The 18,663-nt window shown below is 69.5% G+C and carries 17 protein-coding genes; 7 read left to right on the forward strand and 10 right to left on the reverse strand.

The annotated features are described in order from the left end of the window. Positions 1–49 precede the first annotated feature (49 nt). On the reverse strand, positions 50–562 hold the full coding sequence (gene def, locus V8Z80_RS03870; protein WP_155194720.1) for a peptide deformylase: 513 nt from the start codon (positions 560–562) through the stop codon (positions 50–52). Positions 563–762: 200 nt separating this feature from the next. On the opposite strand from def, the gene dprA reads away from it, so the two are divergent. From dprA to V8Z80_RS03885, 3 genes are all read left to right on the forward strand, one after another. Continuing rightward, complete coding sequence (gene dprA / locus V8Z80_RS03875; RefSeq protein WP_336061062.1) at positions 763–1,956, forward strand: DNA-processing protein DprA; 1,194 nt, start codon at positions 763–765, stop codon at positions 1,954–1,956. 134 nt (positions 1,957–2,090) lie between these two features. Beyond that, positions 2,091–2,999: a hydroxymethylglutaryl-CoA lyase gene (locus tag V8Z80_RS03880; protein ID WP_336061063.1), complete on the forward strand. Its 909-nt coding sequence runs from the start codon at positions 2,091–2,093 to the stop codon at positions 2,997–2,999. Between the two features lie 52 nt (positions 3,000–3,051). Then, the gene (locus V8Z80_RS03885) at positions 3,052–4,470 is read left to right on the forward strand and encodes an alanine/glycine:cation symporter family protein (RefSeq protein WP_336061064.1); all 1,419 of its coding nucleotides are present in this window, start codon (positions 3,052–3,054) and stop codon (positions 4,468–4,470) included. Positions 4,471–4,536: 66 nt separating this feature from the next. Here V8Z80_RS03885 and V8Z80_RS03890 read toward each other — a convergent pair whose 3' ends face one another. Both V8Z80_RS03890 and V8Z80_RS03895 read right to left on the reverse strand, forming a co-directional pair. Further along, positions 4,537–5,901 carry a heavy metal sensor histidine kinase gene (locus V8Z80_RS03890; protein ID WP_336061066.1) on the reverse strand — a complete coding sequence of 455 codons (1,365 nt, stop codon included), beginning with the start codon at positions 5,899–5,901 and terminating at the stop codon, positions 4,537–4,539. Then, positions 5,898–6,599 (reverse strand): heavy metal response regulator transcription factor, encoded by a 702-nt coding sequence (locus V8Z80_RS03895; protein ID WP_336061068.1) that lies wholly within the window; start codon positions 6,597–6,599, stop codon positions 5,898–5,900. Before V8Z80_RS03895 ends, V8Z80_RS03890 begins: the two co-directional genes overlap by 4 nt. A 338-nt stretch (positions 6,600–6,937) precedes the next feature. Here V8Z80_RS03895 and V8Z80_RS03900 point away from each other — a divergent pair, with 338 nt between their 5' ends. Together V8Z80_RS03900 and V8Z80_RS03905 are read left to right on the forward strand one after the other, a co-directional pair. Then, positions 6,938–7,255 (forward strand): DUF4148 domain-containing protein, encoded by a 318-nt coding sequence (locus V8Z80_RS03900; RefSeq protein WP_336061069.1) that lies wholly within the window; start codon positions 6,938–6,940, stop codon positions 7,253–7,255. A 118-nt stretch (positions 7,256–7,373) separates the two neighbouring features. Next, positions 7,374–8,504: a porin gene (locus V8Z80_RS03905; RefSeq protein WP_336061070.1), complete on the forward strand. Its 1,131-nt coding sequence runs from the start codon at positions 7,374–7,376 to the stop codon at positions 8,502–8,504. Positions 8,505–8,550: 46 nt separating this feature from the next. On the opposite strand, the gene V8Z80_RS03910 is transcribed toward V8Z80_RS03905, so the two are convergent. The 7 genes from V8Z80_RS03910 to V8Z80_RS03940 form a co-directional block, all read right to left on the reverse strand. Beyond that, entirely contained in the window at positions 8,551–9,822 is a 1,272-nt protein-coding gene (locus V8Z80_RS03910; RefSeq protein WP_336061071.1) for a phenylacetate--CoA ligase family protein, read from the reverse strand. A gap of 59 nt (positions 9,823–9,881) precedes the next feature. Further along, positions 9,882–10,715 (reverse strand): ABC transporter ATP-binding protein, encoded by an 834-nt coding sequence (locus V8Z80_RS03915; RefSeq protein WP_155194734.1) that lies wholly within the window; start codon positions 10,713–10,715, stop codon positions 9,882–9,884. A 109-nt stretch (positions 10,716–10,824) separates the two neighbouring features. Continuing rightward, complete coding sequence (locus tag V8Z80_RS03920) at positions 10,825–12,138, reverse strand: ABC transporter substrate-binding protein (RefSeq protein WP_336061072.1); 1,314 nt, start codon at positions 12,136–12,138, stop codon at positions 10,825–10,827. 101 nt (positions 12,139–12,239) lie between these two features. Continuing rightward, positions 12,240–13,304 (reverse strand): branched-chain amino acid ABC transporter permease, encoded by a 1,065-nt coding sequence (locus tag V8Z80_RS03925; protein WP_155194738.1) that lies wholly within the window; start codon positions 13,302–13,304, stop codon positions 12,240–12,242. A 115-nt stretch (positions 13,305–13,419) separates the two neighbouring features. After that, positions 13,420–14,349 (reverse strand): branched-chain amino acid ABC transporter permease, encoded by a 930-nt coding sequence (locus V8Z80_RS03930; RefSeq protein ID WP_155194740.1) that lies wholly within the window; start codon positions 14,347–14,349, stop codon positions 13,420–13,422. Between the two features lie 10 nt (positions 14,350–14,359). Continuing rightward, the gene (locus V8Z80_RS03935) at positions 14,360–15,208 is read right to left on the reverse strand and encodes an ABC transporter ATP-binding protein (RefSeq protein WP_155194742.1); all 849 of its coding nucleotides are present in this window, start codon (positions 15,206–15,208) and stop codon (positions 14,360–14,362) included. Beyond that, entirely contained in the window at positions 15,205–17,199 is a 1,995-nt protein-coding gene (locus V8Z80_RS03940) for an AMP-dependent synthetase/ligase (RefSeq protein ID WP_442951932.1), read from the reverse strand. The genes V8Z80_RS03935 and V8Z80_RS03940 overlap by 4 nt, the downstream gene beginning before the upstream one ends. 151 nt (positions 17,200–17,350) lie before the next feature. On the opposite strand from V8Z80_RS03940, the gene V8Z80_RS03945 reads away from it, so the two are divergent. Together V8Z80_RS03945 and V8Z80_RS03950 are read left to right on the forward strand one after the other, a co-directional pair. Beyond that, the gene (locus tag V8Z80_RS03945) at positions 17,351–18,025 is read left to right on the forward strand and encodes a Crp/Fnr family transcriptional regulator (RefSeq protein ID WP_155196767.1); all 675 of its coding nucleotides are present in this window, start codon (positions 17,351–17,353) and stop codon (positions 18,023–18,025) included. Positions 18,026–18,115: 90 nt separating this feature from the next. Beyond that, a complete protein-coding gene (locus V8Z80_RS03950) occupies positions 18,116–18,622 on the forward strand; it encodes a copper chaperone PCu(A)C (protein ID WP_336061074.1) in 507 nt (168 codons plus the stop codon). Positions 18,623–18,663 lie beyond the last annotated feature (41 nt).

The raw sequence follows: 18,663 nt of genomic DNA on the forward strand, positions 1-18,663 counted from the left end.
CCGGCGTATCAGGCCGGGCGCGAAGGGACCAGGGCGACAGGATAACGCATCAGGCGCGGGCGGCCTCGCGTTCGGCTTTTTTCAGGCGCGTCTTGATGCGCGATTGCTTGAGCGGGGACAGGTACTGCACGAAGACCTTGCCGTCCAGGTGGTCGATCTCGTGCTGCACGCAGACGGCCAGCAGCCCGTCGGCGTCGAACTCGTAGGGCTCGCCGTTCTCGTTCAGGGCACGCACGCGGATCTGCGAGGGCCGCTCGACCTCGTCGTACACGCCCGGCACCGACAGGCAGCCTTCCTCGTAGACCTTGCGTTCTTCGCTGCGCGAGAGGATTTCCGGGTTGATGAGCACCATCAGGCCGCTGCGGTCGTCGGTGACGTCGATGACGATCACGCGCTCGTGCACGTCGACCTGCGTGGCGGCCAGGCCCACGCCCGGCGCGTCGTACATGGTCTGGGCCATGTCGCGCACCAGCTGGCGGATGCGATCGTCCACCACCTGCACCGGCTTGGCCTTCTTGTGCAGCCGCGGGTCGGGATAGTGAAGGATGGGAAGCAAAGCCATTGCCTGGGGAAACCTGTCAGAACGGAATAAGCTCCATATTAATTCAATAGCGCATTGATTTCTAATAGTTTTGCACTATATAAGCCGCCGCGCCCAGGCTATGGCGCCGGCGCCCCGACCCGGCGGCCGCGGGCGCGGGCGGATGTTTTGGTCACGCCCGCGCATTTCGCTGCCCGGCCCGCGCTGGCACAGTAGCCGGCATGGCTAATCACCTTACCCGCGCCGCCGCGCGCACCGATCCCGGCCTGCGCTGCAGCGTCGGCCCCGCCGAACTGCCGGCCTGGCTGCGCCTTGCCCACGAACCCGGCATCGGGCCGGCCGGCGCGCTGGCGCTGGTCGCCGCGGCCGGCCCGCCCGACGTCCTGTACCAGATGCCGCCCGCCCAGCTGCGCCGCTACGTGCCCGCGGACCTGGCCCGGCGCATGGCCGGCCCCGCGCCGGCCTGGCTGGCCGCCGAAACCGAACGCGTGCTGCACTGGCTGGACGGCCATGCCCAACGCTACCTGCTCACCGTGCGCGATCCGCGCTACCCGGCCGCCCTGCTGCCCTTGCCCGATCCGCCGCTGCTGCTGTATGTCCAGGGGCGGATAGACTGGCTGCAGCGCCCGGCGCTGGCCATCGTGGGCGCGCGCAACGCCAGCGCCGCCGGGCTGGAAAACGCCCGGGCCTTCGCCGCGCACCTGGCGCGGCAAGGCTGGTGCGTGGTCAGCGGCCTGGCGCGCGGCATCGACGCGGCCGCCCATGCCGGCGCGCTCGATGCCGGCCCGGACTGCGGCACCGTCGCCGTGCTGGGCACCGGCATGGACCGCGTCTATCCCGCCGCGCATGCGCCGCTGGCCGCGCGCATCGCCGGTCAAGGAGCCCTGGTTTCCGAGCTGCCGCTGGGCACGCTGCCGCTCAAGCACCACTTTCCGCGCCGCAACCGCGTGGTCGCCGGCCTGGCGCGCGGCGTACTGGTGGTCGAGGCCGCGCGCCAGTCCGGCTCGCTGGGCACCGCCCGGCTGGCCGCCGATTTCGGCCGCGAGGTCTTCGCCCTGCCCGGATCCATCCACTCGCCGCTCACGCGCGGCTGCCACGCGCTGATCCGCGAAGGCGCCAAGCTGGTCGAGACCGCCGCCGACATCGCCGAAGAGCTCGGCGTGCCCGACGCGCCGCGCGGCTTCATGCGGCAGGCCGGGTCCGGCGTCCCGGCAGCCCCGCGGCCGGCCCCGCCCGCGCCGGCCGATGCGCCCCTGCTGCGCGCCCTGGGGCATGACCCGGCGCCGCTGGACGCGCTGGTCGCGCGCACCGGCCTGGAGGCGGGCGCGGTGCAGGCGGGCCTGCTCGAGCTGGAGCTGGCCGGGCGCATCGAAAGGCTGGCAGACGGGCGCTTCCAGCGCGTGGCGGCGGACTGAATCCGGCCCGCCGCGCACTGCGCCGGGCGCTGCCACTACAATGGTCGCCACGTCCCGGCCGCGGCGCGTCCGCGGGCCGCAAAACGATTCCTTCCCGCTGCGCCAGGCTTGGCCGGCCACCCAGGAAACCGCACATGTCCCTTCCCTCACGCGTCAAGATCGTCGAAGTCGCGCCGCGCGACGGCCTGCAGAACGAAAAGGCCTTCGTCGATACGGCCATCAAGATCGAACTGGTCGACCGCCTGTCGGCGGCGGGCTTTCCCAACGTCGAAGCCGTCTCCTTCGTTTCGCCCAAGTGGGTGCCCCAGATGGCCGACGCCAGCCAGGTCATGGCCGGCATCGCGCGCCGGCCCGGCACGATCTACTCGGCCCTGACGCCCAATCTCAAGGGCTTCGAGGCGGCGCGCGCGGCCGGCGTGCACGAGGTGGTGATCTTCAGCGCGGCCAGCGAGGCCTTCGCGCAGAAGAACATCAACTGCTCCATCGCCGAGTCCATCGCGCGCTTCGAGCCGGTGGCCCAGGCCGCGCGCGAGGCCGGCATCCGCCTGCGCGGCAGCATCAGCTGCGCCCTGGGCTGCCCCTACCAGGGCGAAGTCCCGGCCGCCGCCGTGGTGGACGTGGCCGAACGCTACCTGGCGCTGGGCTGCGACGAGATCGACGTGGCCGACACCATCGGCGTGGGCACGCCGCGCCAGGTGCAGGCCGTCATGGGCGCGGTGGCCCAGCGCATCGATCCCTCGCGCATCGCGGCGCATTTCCATGACACCTACGGCCAGGCGCTGGCCAACATCCTGGCCGCGCTGCAGGCCGGCATCGCCATCGTGCACACCTCGGTGGCGGGCCTGGGCGGCTGTCCCTACGCCAAGGGCGCCACGGGCAACGTGGCCACCGAAGACGTGCTGTACATGCTGCGCGGGCTGGACATCGAAACCGGCGTGGATTTCGACGCGGTGGTCGAGACAGGCCAGTGGATCGCCGGCCACCTGGGCCGGCCCGGATCGAGCCGGGCCGGCAACGCGGTCGTGGCCAAGCGCGCCGCCTGAACCCGCCGGCCGCCGTGCGCGGCCGGCCGATACGCTGACGCAAGGAGAGGGGATGGACCCGATCATCGATTTTCTGAACGGCATCCTGTGGAACTACGTGCTGGTCTACGGCCTGCTCGCCGTGGGGGTCTACTTCACGCTGCGGCTGGGCTTCGTGCAGCTGCGGCACTTCCCCGAGATGGTCCGCGCCGTGCTCAAGGCGCCGCAGAACGACCGGGGCGGCATCACGCCCTTCCAGGCGCTGTGCACCAGCCTGGCCTCGCGCGTGGGCACCGGCAACCTTGCCGGTGTGGCGGTGGCCCTGTACCTGGGCGGGCCCGGCGCCATTTTCTGGATGTGGATGGTGGCGCTGGTGGGCATGGCGACCGCCTTCGCGGAAAGCTCGCTGGCCCAGCTCTACAAGGTGCGCGATGCCGGCGGCCAGTTCCGCGGCGGCCCGGCCTTCTACATCGCCCGCGGCCTGAAGGCGCGCTGGGCGGCCGTGCTGTTCTCGATCTGCCTGGTGCTGGCCTTCGGCCTGGTGTTCAACGCCGTGCAGGCGAACTCCATCGCCGACGCCATGCAGGGCGCCTTCGGCCTGCCCAAGCTGGGCGTGGGCATCGCCCTGGCGGCGCTGGCCGGCGTGGTGATCTTCGGCGGCATCCGCCAGATCGCGCGCGTGGCCCAGGTCGTCGTGCCCTTCATGGCGCTGGCCTACCTGCTGGTGGCGCTGTACGTGGTCGTGGCCAATATCACCGAAGTGCCCGCGGTGCTGGCGCTCATCGTCAAGAGCGCACTGGGGCTGGAGCAGGCCGCCGGCGGCGTGGCCGGCGCCATGCTCAACGGCATCAAGCGCGGCCTGTTCTCCAACGAGGCCGGCATGGGCTCGGCCCCCAACATCGCCGCCGTGGCCACGCCCAACCCGCATCACCCGTGCTCGCAAGGGCTGGTGCAGGCCCTGGGCGTATTCATCGACACCCTGCTGATCTGCACGGCCACCGCCATCATGATCCTGCTCTCGGGCGTCATGACCCCGGGCTCGGAGCTGACCGGCACGCCGCTGACGCAGGAAGCCCTGAGCGTGCACATGGGCGAATGGGGCCGCTACTTCGTCGCGCTGGCCATCCTGTTCTTTGCCTTCACCTCCATCATCGGCAACTATTCCTACGCCGAGAACGCGATGGTCTACATGAAGGCCGGCGGGCCGGCCGGGCTCACCGCCCTGCGCGCCGGCACGCTGCTGATGGTGGTGTGGGGCGCCTACGAAAGCGTGGCCACGGTATTTAACGCCGCCGACGCGGCCATGGGCCTGATGGCCACCGTCAACCTGGTGGCCATCTGCCTGCTCTCGGGCGTGGTGGCCAAGCTGGCCCGCGACTACTTCGCGCAGCGGCGCCAGGGCGTGCCGCGCTTTGACAGCGGGCAGTATCCCGAACTGCACGGCGAAATCGACCTGGAGATCTGGGGGCCCGACGCCAAGCCGCGCGTGTGAGGCGCGCCTGCGGGGCGCGCGACGCCAGGGCCGGCCTTGGCGCCGGCCGGCACCGCCTGCCCCGGCTCATCCTTGCAGCGGCAGGGAAAAACCGAAGGTATTGACGCCGTCCCGGCTGCTCACGAAAACGTCCCCGCCGTGCATGGCCGCGATGGCGCGCACGATGGAAAGCCCCAGGCCGTGGTGCGCCTCGCTGCCGCTGCGGGCGGCATCGCCGCGATAGAAGCGCTCGAACAGGCGGGCCTGCTGGGCGGGCGGTATCGGATCGCCCTCGTCGCAGACGGCCACTTTCACGCTGTCGCCCTCGCGGGCGATCTTCACCCTGACCTGGCTGCCCGCGTGCGCGTATCGCGCGCTGTTGGCCAGCAGGTTGGCCAGCGCGCGATGAAACAGCCGTTTGTCCACGCGCGCCACCTGGTCGCCCTCCAGGGACACGGCCAGGTTGCGCTGGGCAAAAGAAGGCTCCAGATACTCCATCGTCTTTAGCGCTTCCTCGCGCAGCGATACCTCGCTCAATTCGGCCGCCCGCTGCCCGCTATCGGCCCGCGACAGGAACAGCATGTCGTTGACGATGCTGCTCATGCGCTCGAACTCTTCCAGGTTGGAGGCCAGCAGCTCCTGCAGTTCGCGGCTGTCGCGCGGGTGCGCCAGCGCCACCTGGGTCTGGCCGATGAGATTGGTCAAGGGCGTGCGCAGCTCGTGCGCCACGTCGGCGTTGAAGCCTTCGAGCTGGCGCCAGGCCGTTTCGCGCCGGCTCAGCGCGTTGTTGAACGAAGCGGCCAGCTCCAGGATCTCCGGCGGCAGGCGCCCGGTGTCCAGCCGCTTGCGCGGATCGTCCGGCGGCAGGGCATTGGCCTGGCTGCTGAGCCGGCGCACCGGCTCCAGGCCCAGCCGCGCGATCCAATAGCCGAACAGCGCCACCAGCAGGATGCCCAGCGCGCAGGCCAGCGCCAGGAATTGCTGGATCACGTTCTTGGTCTTGAGATAGGCGGTGCAGTCCATCGCCACGACCAGGCTGACGGCCGGGCGGTCATGGTAGGCGGGGATGTCGCGCGCCAGCACGCCCCAGGGCTTGCCCTGCTCGTCCTTGACCACCTTGAAACCGTCCTTGCCGCGCCAGGCGGTCGAGCGCCGCGCGATCGGCTCGCCGTGGCGGTAACGCGCATCCTCGGCAAGCAGCCAATAGCGAAAGCGCCCTTCCACCTCGCTCAAGGAGTCCAGCTTGCCGCGCACGTAGTCCCATTGGGCGGCGGTGCGCTGCTTGATCATGGGATCGAGCAGCGTGTGCTGGAAGTACAGCTCGCCCTGGATCTGCCGGCGCACGGCGTCGGCCGACACGTTGTAGAGCGCCACCGCCAGCACCGAGAAAATCACTGCAGCCACGACGGCGAACATCACCGACAGCCGCTGGGCGATGGACAGGCGGATCACGGCTGTGCGGCAGGGCCGGGCTCGTCGCGGGCTTCCAGCACGTAGCCCATGCCGCGCACCGTATGCAGCAGCTTGCGGGCATACGGCGCATCCACCTTGGTGCGCAGACGCTTGACGGCGGCCTCCACGACGTTCACGTCGCTGTCGAAGTTCATGTCCCACACCTGCTCGGCGATCATCAGCTTGGGCAGCACCTCGCCCCGATGGCGGGCCAGCAGGCTGAGCAGGGCGAACTCCTTGGCGGTCAGGTCCAGCCGCTGGCCGGCGCGCGTGACCTTGCGCGCGACCAGGTCGATGGCCAGGTCATCGACCTGCAACTGGGTGGCGTCCTGTCCGTCGGGGCCGCTGCGGCGCGCCAGCGCCTGCAGGCGCGCGACAAGCTCGGTGAAGGAAAAGGGCTTGGGCAGGTAGTCGTCCGCGCCCTTGCGCAAGCCCTTGACCCGGTCGTCGACCTCGCCGCGCGCCGAGAGCATGATCACCGGCGTTTTTTTGTGGCGGCGCAAGCCTTCGAGCACGGCGTACCCGTCCATGCCGGGCAGCATCAGGTCCAGCACCACGGCATCGTAGTCGAACTCCAGCGCGCAATGCAGGCCGTCGACGCCGGTATTGGCCAGGTCGACGGTATAGCCCATTTCCGTCAGGCCGCGGCGCAGATAGGAGGAGGTTTTTTCCTCGTCTTCAACGATCAGTAGACGCACGGTCGGATCTTTTGTCAGCAGGGTGGACGGCGGCCGCCGCCAGGGCCGATGCGGCCGGCAAACGCGCAATGTAGCGCAGGCATGCGGCGCCCATGCTGACCGCCGGCTGACATTTCTGTCAGCAAACCGCGGCCCGCGCCGGCCGGCAAAGACCCGGCCGGGGCTGGCTGACGCAAAAGTCATGCGCGCGTCAGCATTTTATCGACCGCCGGTCCGGCTTGCGTCCGCCGCGCGTCACGCTGGGGTCAGCCCCACCCTCCTAGAGTAGCGCCATCGCGGTGCCCACCGGTCTGAACAGGCGCCGCGTACTTCCCCACGCATTCAAGGAGAACGCGACCATGACCAAGACCCTCAAGCTGTTTCCCGGCCTGGCGCTGGGCCTGGCACTGAACGCCGGCACGTTGCAGGCGCAGGAACTGACCGCCGAGCCTCGGCCCCCCGCAAGCGCCAAATCGCGCGCCGAGGTGCGCGCCGAGACGGCCGCCTGGCGCCAGGCCGGCCTGGCCCAGGCCTGGCGCGGCGAGCAAACGCCCGACATCGAAGGCCCGCAATATCGCGCCGGGGTAGAGCGCTATGCGCAAGCGGCCGACCGCCTGCGCGCGCAGTCGGGCGAAGGCGCGCGCGCCCTGGCCTATGCGCCGCGCAAGGCGCGCTGATCCTGGGCGGGCGCCAGGCACGGAACCCCACGTGGCTGGCGCCGCGCCGCACCGCATGGCCGGCGCACCGCCGGTTTCTTTCGCGCGATCCGCGCGCATCTCCTTTCGGAGTCCGATAATGAAGCAAAAGTTAACCGGCCTGGCCTTCTGCCTGGCCGTCCTGTCCAATGCCCAGGCCGATACGTCGGTCACCCTGTACGGCATCGCCGACCTGGGCCTGGGCTACGAGTCGGTCAGGGGACCGGGCGGCTTCTCGCAAAGCCGCACCGGCCTGGTCGACGGCGTGAACAGCGGCTCGCGCTTCGGGCTGCGCGGCGTGGAAGAACTGGGCGGCGGCACCCGCGCCCTGTTCGTCCTCGAAGGCGGCATCAACCTGAGCGACGGCACCTCGGGCCAGAGCGGCCGCCTGTTCGGGCGGCGCGCCACCATCGGGCTGCAGAACGACGCCTGGGGCACGCTGGAGCTCGGGCGCCAGACCAACCTGGCCTCGACCTGGGTGGGCGACATGGTCAGCCCCTTCGGCACGTCCTTCCGCACGGCCAACATCGGCACGACCTTCAGCTCGGCCAACACCATGCGGCTGGACAACCTGGTGCTCTACCAGTCCCCCGATATCGCAGGATGGCAGGCCGGCGTCGGCTACTCGTTCAACGCCGACAGCACGCGCACGGACAACGGCGGCCAGCGCACCGGCTTCGGCACGGCCGACAACAACCGGGTACTGACCACGGCGCTGCGCTATCGCAACGGCCCGCTCTACGTGGCGGCCGCCTACGACCGCTTCAACCCGACCAGCGGCGCGGTGGGCGGCCAGTCGCCGGCCCGCATCCAGTCCTACATCCTGGCCGGCAGCTACGATTTCGAGGTGCTCAAGCTGGGACTGGCCTGGGGGCAGACGCGCGACGGCTGGTTCATCGGGCAGAACATGGGGACCTCGCCCAGCGAGGGCGGATTCCAGAACCTGGGCACGTTCAGCCTGCGCGACGGCTTCAAGGCCGACTCGTACATGGTCGGCGTCACCGTGCCTTTCGGCGCCAACGCCCTGCTGGCCTCCTGGCAGCGCGCCGACCCCGACAACGACCTGCTGACCGGCGAGGACGCCACCATGAACGTCTACAGCGTGGGCCTGACGCACGAGCTGTCGCGGCGCACCAACCTGTACGCCTACGCTTCGTACGGTGACAACTACGCCTTCAATCCGGACGCCAGCAACCGGACCGTGGTGGCCGGCGTGCGCCACCGCTTCTGAGCGCGGCGCCCCGCGCGCCGGGCGCCACCGGCGCGCGGGGCCGCGGTCATTCGTAGCTGCGCGCGTCCTCGATCACCTTGCCGTCGTTGGGCAGCGAGCCGGGCGCCAGCAGTTCCACCTCGGCCCGCAGCTTGGTGACCTCGCGCACCGACAGGGCCATTTTCTCGGCCAGTCCCGGCGGCTGGGCCTGGGCCTCCACGCGCAGCAGCATCCTGTCGCTGCCGACCTGGCCGCTGACCACCAGCCGCGCGCGGCGGGCTTCGGCGTGGCGCGCCAAGACCTCGGCGATCTGCGAAGGGTGCACGAACAGGCCGCGCACCTTGGTGGTCTGGTCCGCGCGGCCCATCCAGCCCTTGATGCGCGTATTGGTGCGCCCGCAAGGCGAGCGCCCCGGCAGCACGGCCGACAGGTCGCCGGTGCCAAAGCGCACCAGCGGATAGTCGGGATTGAGCGTGGTGACCACCACCTCGCCTACCTCGCCATCGGGCACCGGAATGCCGGTGCCCGGGCGCACGATCTCCACCAGGATGTCCTCGCCCAGCACCAGTCCTTCGCGCGCCGGCGTCTCGAAGGCGATCAGCCCCAGGTCGGCGCTGCCGTAGGCCTGGTAGGCCTGGATGCCGCGCTCGGCCAGCCAGTCGCGCAGCGAGGGCGGGAAGGCCTCGCCCGAGACCAGCGCGCGCTTGACCGATGTCAGCGGCAGGCGCAGTTCGTCGGCCTTCTCCAGGATGATCTTCAGGAAGCTGGGCGTGCCCGTGTAGCCGCTGGGCGCCAGGTCGTGGATGGCCCGCACCTGCTGCTCGGTCTGGCCGGTGCCCCCCGGGAACACCGTGCAGCCGACCGCGTGGGCGGCCGTCTCCATCATCGAGCCGGCCGGCGTGAAGTGATAGGAAAAGCAGTTGTAGGCCAGCTCGCCGGCGCGAAAGCCGGCCGCGTACAGGGCCCGGGCGAAGCGCCAGTAATCGGGCCGCGCGCTCTCGGGCTCGTAGATCGGCCCGGGCGAGGAAAACACCCGCAAGGCCTGCCCCCAGCCGATGGCCGAAAAGCCGCCGAAGACCCGCTCGATGGTGCCGGCCGCCGGCGCATCCTGCGCGCGGGCGCGCTGCTGCGCCTCCAGCAGCTGGCTCTTGCGCAGCACCGGCAATTGCGCCAGCGCCTGGCGGCTGTCCACGCGCCAAGGGTCGATGCCCTGCAACTGCCGGGCGATGCCCGGGGCGGTGGCCACCGCGCGCGCCACCGCGCCCGGCAGCGCGGCCATCAGGTCGCGTTCGCGCCGCTCGGGGTCGCGGATTTCCAATGCGTCGAAATACTCGGCCATGCTCGTGTCCTGCTGCTTGGGTGCGGCGGTTGCCGCGTGTGCCTTGCGCCCCGGCCGGCCTAGGCCAGCCAGCGCTTGCGGCGCCGGTAGAACTTGGTGTCGCGAAAACTCTTGCGCTGCCCGCTGGAGATGCCCAGGTAGAACTCCTTGACGTCCTCGTTGCGCGACAGGTCCTCGGCCCGTCCGTCCATCACCACGCGGCCGTTCTCCAGGATGTAGCCGTAATCGGCATAGCGCAGCGCAATGTTGGTGTTCTGCTCGGCCAGCAGGAAGCTCACACCCTCGCGGGTGTTCAGGTCGCGCACGATGCCGAAGATCTCCTCGACGATCTGCGGGGCCAGGCCCATCGAGGGCTCGTCCAGCAGGATCATGCGCGGATCGGCCATCAGCGCGCGGCCGATGGCGCACATCTGCTGTTCGCCGCCCGAGGTGTAGCCGGCCTGGCTGCCGCGGCGCTGCTTGAGCCGCGGGAAATACTGGTAGACGCGCTCGAGCGCGGCCTGCAGCCCGGCGCGGTCCAGCCGCCGGGTGTAGGCGCCGGTCAGCAGGTTTTCCTCGATGGTCAGGTGGGCAAAGCAATGGCGTCCCTCCATCACCTGCACCACCCCGCGCTTGACCAGGTCGGCCGGGGTCAGGCGCTCGATGCGCTCGCCCCGGTACTGGATCTGGCCCTTGGTCACGTCGCCGCGTTCGCCGCGCAGCAGGTTGGAGACCGCCCGCAAGGTGGTGGTCTTGCCCGCGCCGTTGGCGCCCAGCAGCGCCACGATGCGGCCTTCGGGCACCTGCAGCGAGACGCCCTTGAGCACCAGGATCACGTGGTTGTAGATAACCTCGATGCCGTTGACGTCCAGCAGGATCCGGCCGGGCTCTGCTTCAACGAAGGACTGGTTCATCTCATTGCTCCATTGGCACCGCATGATCGAGGACACCGCGAAGCCGGCCCTGCCGGCCCGCGGGTGTCGCCCCCTTCAAGGGCAAGCGCGATAGCGCTTCGTAAGCGGGCTAGCAATCCCGCGGCGTGGTGCCTTTCTCCTTGGCGTAGCGGGCCGCCAGCTCCTTGACCATGGGATCGATCAATTCCTTGTCGGACTGGTACCAGTCGGACACCACCTCGAACCTGGCGCCGTCCCACTGCACGATGCGGGCCCAGTCCCCGCCCATGTGGTCGCGGCAGGACGTCTGGATCGGCCGCATGATCTCGCCAAAGCCCAGCTCGTTCAGGCGCTCCTGCGTCAGGTTCAGGTTCTCCAGCCCCCAGCGCACCTGCTCGGGCGTCATGGGCTTGCCCTTGCCGAACTTCTCCTGCGCCGCGCGGATGCCCTCGACCTGCAGCATGGAGATGATCATGCCGCGCGTATGCGCGATGGTGCCCACCGAACTGGGGCCGGTGCCCTGGCCCTTGTCGTACACGTGGGTCTTCAGGTCCTCGTGGACCTTGTCGCGCGAGGCGCTGTTGTGGATGGTGATGGCGTTGTAGCCCTTGGCCACCGCGCCCAGGTCGCGCACGTCGCCTTCCGAGCCGGCCCACCAGATGGCGTACATCTTGTCGCGCGGATAACCGCTGGCCTGCGCCTCGCGGATGGCGGTCGGGGTCATGATGCCGGCGCTCCAAAGCAGCACGTAGGCAGGGCGCGACTGGCGGATCTGCAGCCAGGTCGATTTCTGCTCCACGCCCGGCGCGGTCACCGGATACATCAGCAGCTCGAAGCCGTGCTTCTTGGCGCGCGCCTGCAGCAGCGGAATGGGCTCCTTGCCGTAGGGCGAATCGTGATAGACCAGCGCGATCTTCTTGCCCTTGAGATTGTCGAAGCCGCCTTCCTTCCTGGCGATGTCCTGGATCATCACGTCGGCGGCGGTCCAGTAGGTGCCGCCCAGCGGGAAGTTCCATTCGAACACGCTGCCGTCGGCCGACTGCGACAGGCCGTAGCCGGGCGTGACCACCGGCACCTTGTCCAGCGGCGCCTTGTCGGTCACGGCGAAGGTGATGCCGGTGGACTGGGTATCGAAGCCCGAGGCCCCGCCGCCGCGCGTCTTCAGCCGCTCGTAGCACTCCACGCCGCGGTCGGTGGCATAGGCGGTCTCGCATTCCTCATAGGTGATCTTCACGCCGTTGATGCCGCCATCGCGCGCGTTGACCAGTTTCAGGTAGTCCATCTTGCCATCGGCCCACGGTATGCCCAGGGGCGCGAACGACCCCGTCCGGTAGGCCAACAGCGGAATGAACTGCTCGGCGGCGAGCGCCGGCAGCGCGGCGCCCAGGGCGCCGGTGGCGGCCAGCGCGGCCGCGGCCCGGATCAGTTTCTGTTTCATCTCCATTTACCTCCTGGCGGTGCAAGCACCTTCGTTGTGATCCCGATCTATGCCGGGTAAAAATCGAAACAGAGCCCCCGCAAGCCTTGGCCCCGGGGTGGGGCCCGTCAATGCGGGAACGGCCAGATGCGCAGCTTTTCCTTGCCTATGCTCCACAGCCTGGCCAGCCCATGCGGCTCGGCGATAAGAAAGAACACGATCAGGGCGCCGAAGATCATGTGCTCGATGTGCGCGGCGGTATCGACCGACAGCGGCACGCCGAACCAGTGCGGCACGTTGGCCAGCGCCACCGGCACCAGCACGATGAAGGCCGCGCCGAAGAAGCTGCCCAGCAGCGAGCCCAGCCCGCCGATGATCACCATGAACAGCAGCTGGAACGAACGGTTCAGGTCGAAGGCCAGCGGCTCCCACGAACCCAGGTGCAGGAAGCCCCACAGCGCCCCGGCCACCCCGACGATGAAGGAGCTGACGGCGAACGCCGTCAGCTTGGCGTAGACGGGGCGGATGCCGATCACCGAGGCGGCCACGTCCATGTCGCGGATGGCCATCCATTCGCGCCCGATCGCCCCGCGCACCAGGTTCTTGGCCAGCAGCGTGAAGACCACCACGATGCTCAGCACCAGCAGATACCTGTCCAGCGCGCTCTGGATCGGGATGCCGAACACGTCAAGGCGCGGCACCGACACGTTGCCCGAGGGCGAATAGTTGGTGAAATAGGGAATGCGCAGGAAGGCCCAGTCCACGAAGAACTGCGCGGCCAGCGTGGCCACCGCCAGGTACAGGCCGCGGATGCGCAGGCTGGGAATGCCGAAGACCACGCCTACCGCCGTGGCGCACAGCCCGCCCAGCAGGAACTGCACCAGCAGCGGGATCTCGGGCACGCGCACGCCGAAGTTCCAGGCGGCATAGGCGCCCACCGCCATGAAGGCGCCCGTGCCCAGCGAGATCTGGCCGCAATAGCCCACCAGGATGTTCAGCCCCACGGCGGCCAGCGCCAGGATCAGGAAGGGGATGAGCACCGCCCGCAGCAGGTAGTCCGAGGCCAGCATCGGCACCGCGACAAACGCCACGGCCAGCAGCAGCGCCATGAAGATGCGGTCCTGCCGGATCGGCAGGATCTGCTGGTCGGCCCGGTAGCTGGTCTTGAACTGCCCGTTTTCGCGATAGAACATAAATACCGTTTCCTCTGCCTTGCCTTATGCCTAGCGGGGACGCCGCGGATCCGGCTTTGCCGGTCCGCCAGCGTCGCCCCTTGAGGGGGGAAGCGCGCAGCGCTCCGGGAGTGGGTCACACCCTATCGATGATCTTCTCGCCGAACAGCCCCTGCGGGCGGAACAGCAGGAACACCAGCGCCAGCACGTAGGCGAACCAGATCTCGATGCCCCCGCCCACCATGGGGCCGAGATAGACCTCCGAGAGCTTCTCGCCCACGCCGATGATCAGCCCGCCGATGATGGCCCCGGGCACCGAGGTCAGCCCGCCCAGGATCACCACCGGCAGCGCCCGCAGCGCCGCCGTGGCCAGCGTGAACTGCACGCCGAACTTCGACCCCCAGATCACCCCGGCCACCAGCGCGCAGATGCCGGCCACCAGCCAGACGATGACCCAGATGCGGTTCAGTGCGATGCCCACCGACTGCGCGGCCTGGTGGTCGTCGGCCACCGCGCGCAGCGCCCGGCCGGTGGAGGTGTACTGGAAGAAAACCGCCAGCAGCGCCACCAGGGCGGCGGCCACGGCCGCGGCGGTCAGGTCCTCCAGGCTGATCAGGATGCCGCCCTCGAACACCGACTCCAGCGCGAACAGCGGATCCTTGGGCATGCCCACGTCGATGCTGTAGACCGAGCTGCCGAAGGCGATCTGGCCCAGCCCGTCCAGGAAGTAGCTGATGCCCAGCGTGGCCATCAGCAGCGTGGTGGCCTCCTGGTTGACCAGGTGGCGCAGCACGAATCGCTCGACCGCCCAGGCGAAGGCGAACATCAGGCAGGCGCTTACGCCGAAGGCCAGCACGTTGGCCAGCAGCTTGCTTTCGAAGCCCAGCCACTGGGGAATCCAGGCCGAGAAGCGCGCCATGGACAGCGCGGCCACCAGCACCATGGCGCCCTGCGCGAAATTGAACACGCCCGAGGCCTTGAAGATCAGCACGAAGCCCAGGCCGATGAGCGCGTACAGCATGCCGCTCATCAGGCCGCCGAACAGGGTTTCCAGGAAAAATCCCATGGCCGCGCTCCTAGGCTTGCAGGGCGGCCGGCGCCGCGCTGGTGTCCACGCCCAGGTAGGCGCGGATGACGTCCTGGTTGCCGCGCACCTGCTCGGGCGTGCCATCGCCGATCTTGCGGCCGTAGTCCAGCACCACCACGCGGTCCGAGATATCCATGACCACGCCCATGTCGTGCTCGATCAGCACGATGGTGGTGCCGAACTCGTCGTTCACGTCCAGGATGAAGCGGCTCATGTCCTGCTTTTCCTCGATGTTCATGCCCGCCATGGGCTCGTCCAGCAGCAGCATGCGCGGCTCCATGGCCAGCGCCCGGCCCAGGTCCACGCGCTTTTGCAGGCCGTAGGGCAGGCGTCCGACCGGCGTCTTGCGCCAGGCCTGGATCTCCAGGAAGTCGATGATGTTCTCGACGAACTCGCGGTGGCGCGTCTCCTCGCGCTCGGCCGGGCCCAGGCGCAGCGCCTGGGCGAACAGGCCGCATTTCATGCGCAGGTTGCGCCCGCTCATGATGTTCTCCAGCACGCTCATGCCCTTGAACAGCGCCAGGTTCTGGAACGTGCGCGCAATGCCCATCTCGGCGGCGCGGCGCGGGCTCATGCGCGAGAACGTCTTGCCGTCGAAGACGATGCTGCCCTGCTGCGGCGTGTACACGCCGTTGACCACGTTGAGCATGGAGCTCTTGCCCGCGCCGTTCGGGCCGATGATGGCGCGGATCTCGTGCTCGCGCACGTCGAAGGAAATATCGGTCAGCGCCTTGACCCCGCCGAAGGCCAGCGAGATGTTCTTCATGTCCAGCAGGACCTCGCCGATGCGCCCCTGGCGCCCGTCGGACAAGGCCGCGCCCGTCGCTGCGGCATTCATGGCTGTGCCTCCTGTACAGCGGCCCGGGCGGCGGGCGGCGCGCCGGCCGGCCCATGCCGCCGCGCCTGGCGGATCGCCACCGTGGCGGCGATCCTGCCGCTGCGGCCGTCCTCGAACTTGACCTCGGTCTCGATGTACTGGCTGTCGCGTCCCGCGTACAGGGCCTCGATCAGCGCGGCGTACTTCTGCGCGATGAAGCCGCGCCGCACCTTGCGCGTGCGCGTCAGCTCGTCGTCATCCGGATCCAGCTCCTTGTGCAGCACCAGGAAGCGGCTGACCTGCGAGCTGGCCAGCTTCTGGTCGCGCGCCAGGTCGGCATTGACCTCCTCCACGCAGCCGGCGACCAGCGCGTAGACCTCGGGCTTGCCGGCCAGGTCGGTATAGCCGGCGTAGGGCAGCCCGCGCCGCTCGGCCCAGTTGCCCACCGCCTCCAGGTCGATGTTGACGAAAACGCAGACTTCCTGGCGGCCATCGCCGAAGGCCACCGCCTCCTTGATGTAGGGGAAGAACTTGAGCTTGTTCTCGATGTACTTGGGCGCGAACAGGCTGCCGTCGGCCAGCCGGCCCACGTCCTTGGCGCGGTCGATGATCTTGAGCTGGCCGTCCGGGTCCAGGAAGCCGGCATCGCCGGTGCGGAACCAGCCGTCCTCGGTCATGGCCTCGCGCGTGGCCTCGGGATTGCGGTGGTACTCCTTGAACAGGCCGGGGCTCTTGAGCTGCACCTCGCCGGCCTCGCTCACGCGCAGCTGCACGCCCTCGACCGGCGGGCCCACGGTGTCGGCGCGCACCTGGCCGTCGTGCTGCACGCAGACGAACACCGAGGTCTCGGTCGAGCCGTACAGCTGCTTGAGGTTGATGCCGATGGAGCGGTAGAACACGAACAGGTCCGGGCCGATGGCCTCGCCCGCGGTATAGGCGATGCGCACCCGGCTCATGCCCAGCGCGTTGCGCAAGGGCCCGTAGATCAGCACGTCGCCCAGCGCATAGCACAGCCGGTCCAGCGCGCCCACCGGCTCGCCGTCCAGGATGCGCGCGCCCACGCGCCGGGCCAGCGCCATGCAGCGGTTGAACAGGGTGCGCTTGACCCAGCCGGCATCCTCCATGCGGATCAGCACCTGGGTCAGCAGGCCCTCGAGCACGCGCGGCGGCGCGAAATAATAGGTGGGGCCGATGTCGCGCATGTCGATGGCCACGGTGGCCGGCGACTCGGGATGGTTGACGGTAAAGCCGGTGACCAGCAGCTGGGTGTACGAAAACATGTTCTGGCCGATCCAGGCCGGCGGCAGGTAGGCCAGCACGTCCTCGCGGTCGGTCAGCCGCTCCATGCGCTCGATGGCGCGCGCCCGGTCGATCAGCGCGCGGTGGGTCAGCACCACGCCCTTGGGCCGGCCGGTGGTGCCCGAGGTATAGAACATGGCGGCCGCGTCGTCCGGCTGCACGCGGGCCGCCTGCCCGGCGAAGTAGCCCGGATGCCGCGCCCCGAAGGCCTGCCCGCGTTCGAGCAGCGCCTCGCACGAGAGCAGGGCCGGATCGCTGTAGTGGCGCAGCCCGCGCGGATCGTCGTAGACCACATGGCGCAGCGCGGGACACTGCTCGCGCACTTCCAGCATCTTGTCCACTTGCTCCTGGTCCTCGACCACGGCCACGGCGATGTCCGCATCCTGCAGCACGTAGCCCATTTCCTGGGCCACCGCGTCCTGGTAGAGCGGCACCGGGATCGCCCCCAGCGCCTGCGCCGCCATCATCGCCATGTACAGGCGCGGCCGGTTCTCGCCCACCACGGCCACATGCTGGCCGGCCGCCACGCCCAGCGCCGCCAGGCCCAGCGCCATCTGCTCGACCGTGCCCGCCACCTGCGACCAGCTATAGGTCTGCCAGATGCCCAGGTCCTTCTCGCGCAAGGCCGGCCGCGCGCCCCGCGTGCGCGCATGCTCGAGCAGTAGCGCGGGAAAAGTCCAGGCCCCCGGCGGGCCCGCTGCCTCGTGTGCCACCACGTCGTCTCCTGTCCGGACTTCTGGCCGCTGCGCCCTGGCGCGTGCGCGCCGGGCCGGGCTATCCGTTATTTATGGGCATAAGGTATAAGCAAGCTGCGCTCGCAACTGTCGCCATCGCGACAATTCCCGACTTTCAGGGGTTTTCCCCATGCCGTCTTCCGATTCGCTGCAGCTGGCCGCCGCCTGGTACCGCATGCTCACGCCCGAGCAGCAGGCGCGCGTCGAACGCGACGTCTCGATGCACCAGGTGGCGGCGGGCACGATCGTCGAGCGCAAGGGCGAGCCGGCGCAATGCTGGATCGGCGTGCTTTCGGGGCTGATCAAGGTTTCGGTGGGCAATGCCGACGGCAAGCTCGCCTCGCTGACGGGCGTGCCGGCCGGCGGCTGGATCGGCGAAGGCACGCTGCTCAAGCGCGAGATCCGCAAGTACGACGTGGTGGCCTTGCGCGATTCGGTGGTGGCGCGGCTGCCCGCGCCCACCTTCGAATGGCTGCTCGATACCAGCATCGCCTTCAACCGCTTCCTGCTCGATCAGCTCAACGAACGCGTGGCGCAGTTCATCGGCAAGGCCGAGAACGACCGCCTGCTGGACCCGGACGCGCGCGTGGCGCGCTGCCTGGCCGAATTGTTCAACCCGCTGCTCTATCCGGGCATGGGCATGCGCCTGGCGATCACGCAGGAAGAGCTGGGCTACCTGGCCCGCGTCTCGCGCCAGCGCGCCAACCAGGCGCTGCGCACGCTGGAGCAGGCCGGCCTGCTGCAAGCCGAGTATGGCGCGGTGCGCGTGCTGGACCTGGAGGGCCTGAAGCGCTACGGCCAATAAGCGAAGGTACACTGCGGCCATGCCCGCGCACAGGCGCGCCGGCGCCGCAACGCGCCATGCCGCCGCGCTTCAAGCCTACAGGAGGAAACCATGAAACTACGCAACACCATGCTGGCCGCGCTGCTGGCCCTGGGCGCCGGTGCCGCGCTGGCGGCCGAGACGATCGCGGTCAAGGATCCGTGGGTGCGCGCCAGCGCGCCCGGCCAGCGCAACGGCGCCGGCTACATGACGATAGAGAACGCCGGCCAGCAGCCCGACACGCTGCTGGCGGTCAGCTCGCCGGCCGCCGAACGCATCGAGCTGCACAACGTCGTGACCGAGAACGGCGTGGCCAGCATGCGCCCGGTCGACGGCGTGCCCGTGCCGGCGCAAGGCCAGGCGCGGCTGGCGCCCGGCGGCTATCACGTGATGTTCCTGAAGCTGCAGGCGCCCTTCAAGCAGGGCGAGCAGGTGCAGGCCACGCTGCGTTTCGAGAAGGCCGGCGAGATCCCGGTGACCTTTGCGGTGCAGCCGGCCACCTACAACCCCGGCGGCGGACATGGCAATCACGAGCACGGCGGCCACGGCCACGGCGGCCACGCCGACCACAAGCACTGAGGCGCGCAGGCCGCCGGCAAGCCGCCCGCCTGCCGCCGCAG

It is taken from the genome of Orrella sp. JC864, from assembly GCF_037026685.1.
GTDB lineage: Bacteria > Pseudomonadota > Gammaproteobacteria > Burkholderiales > Burkholderiaceae_B > Orrella.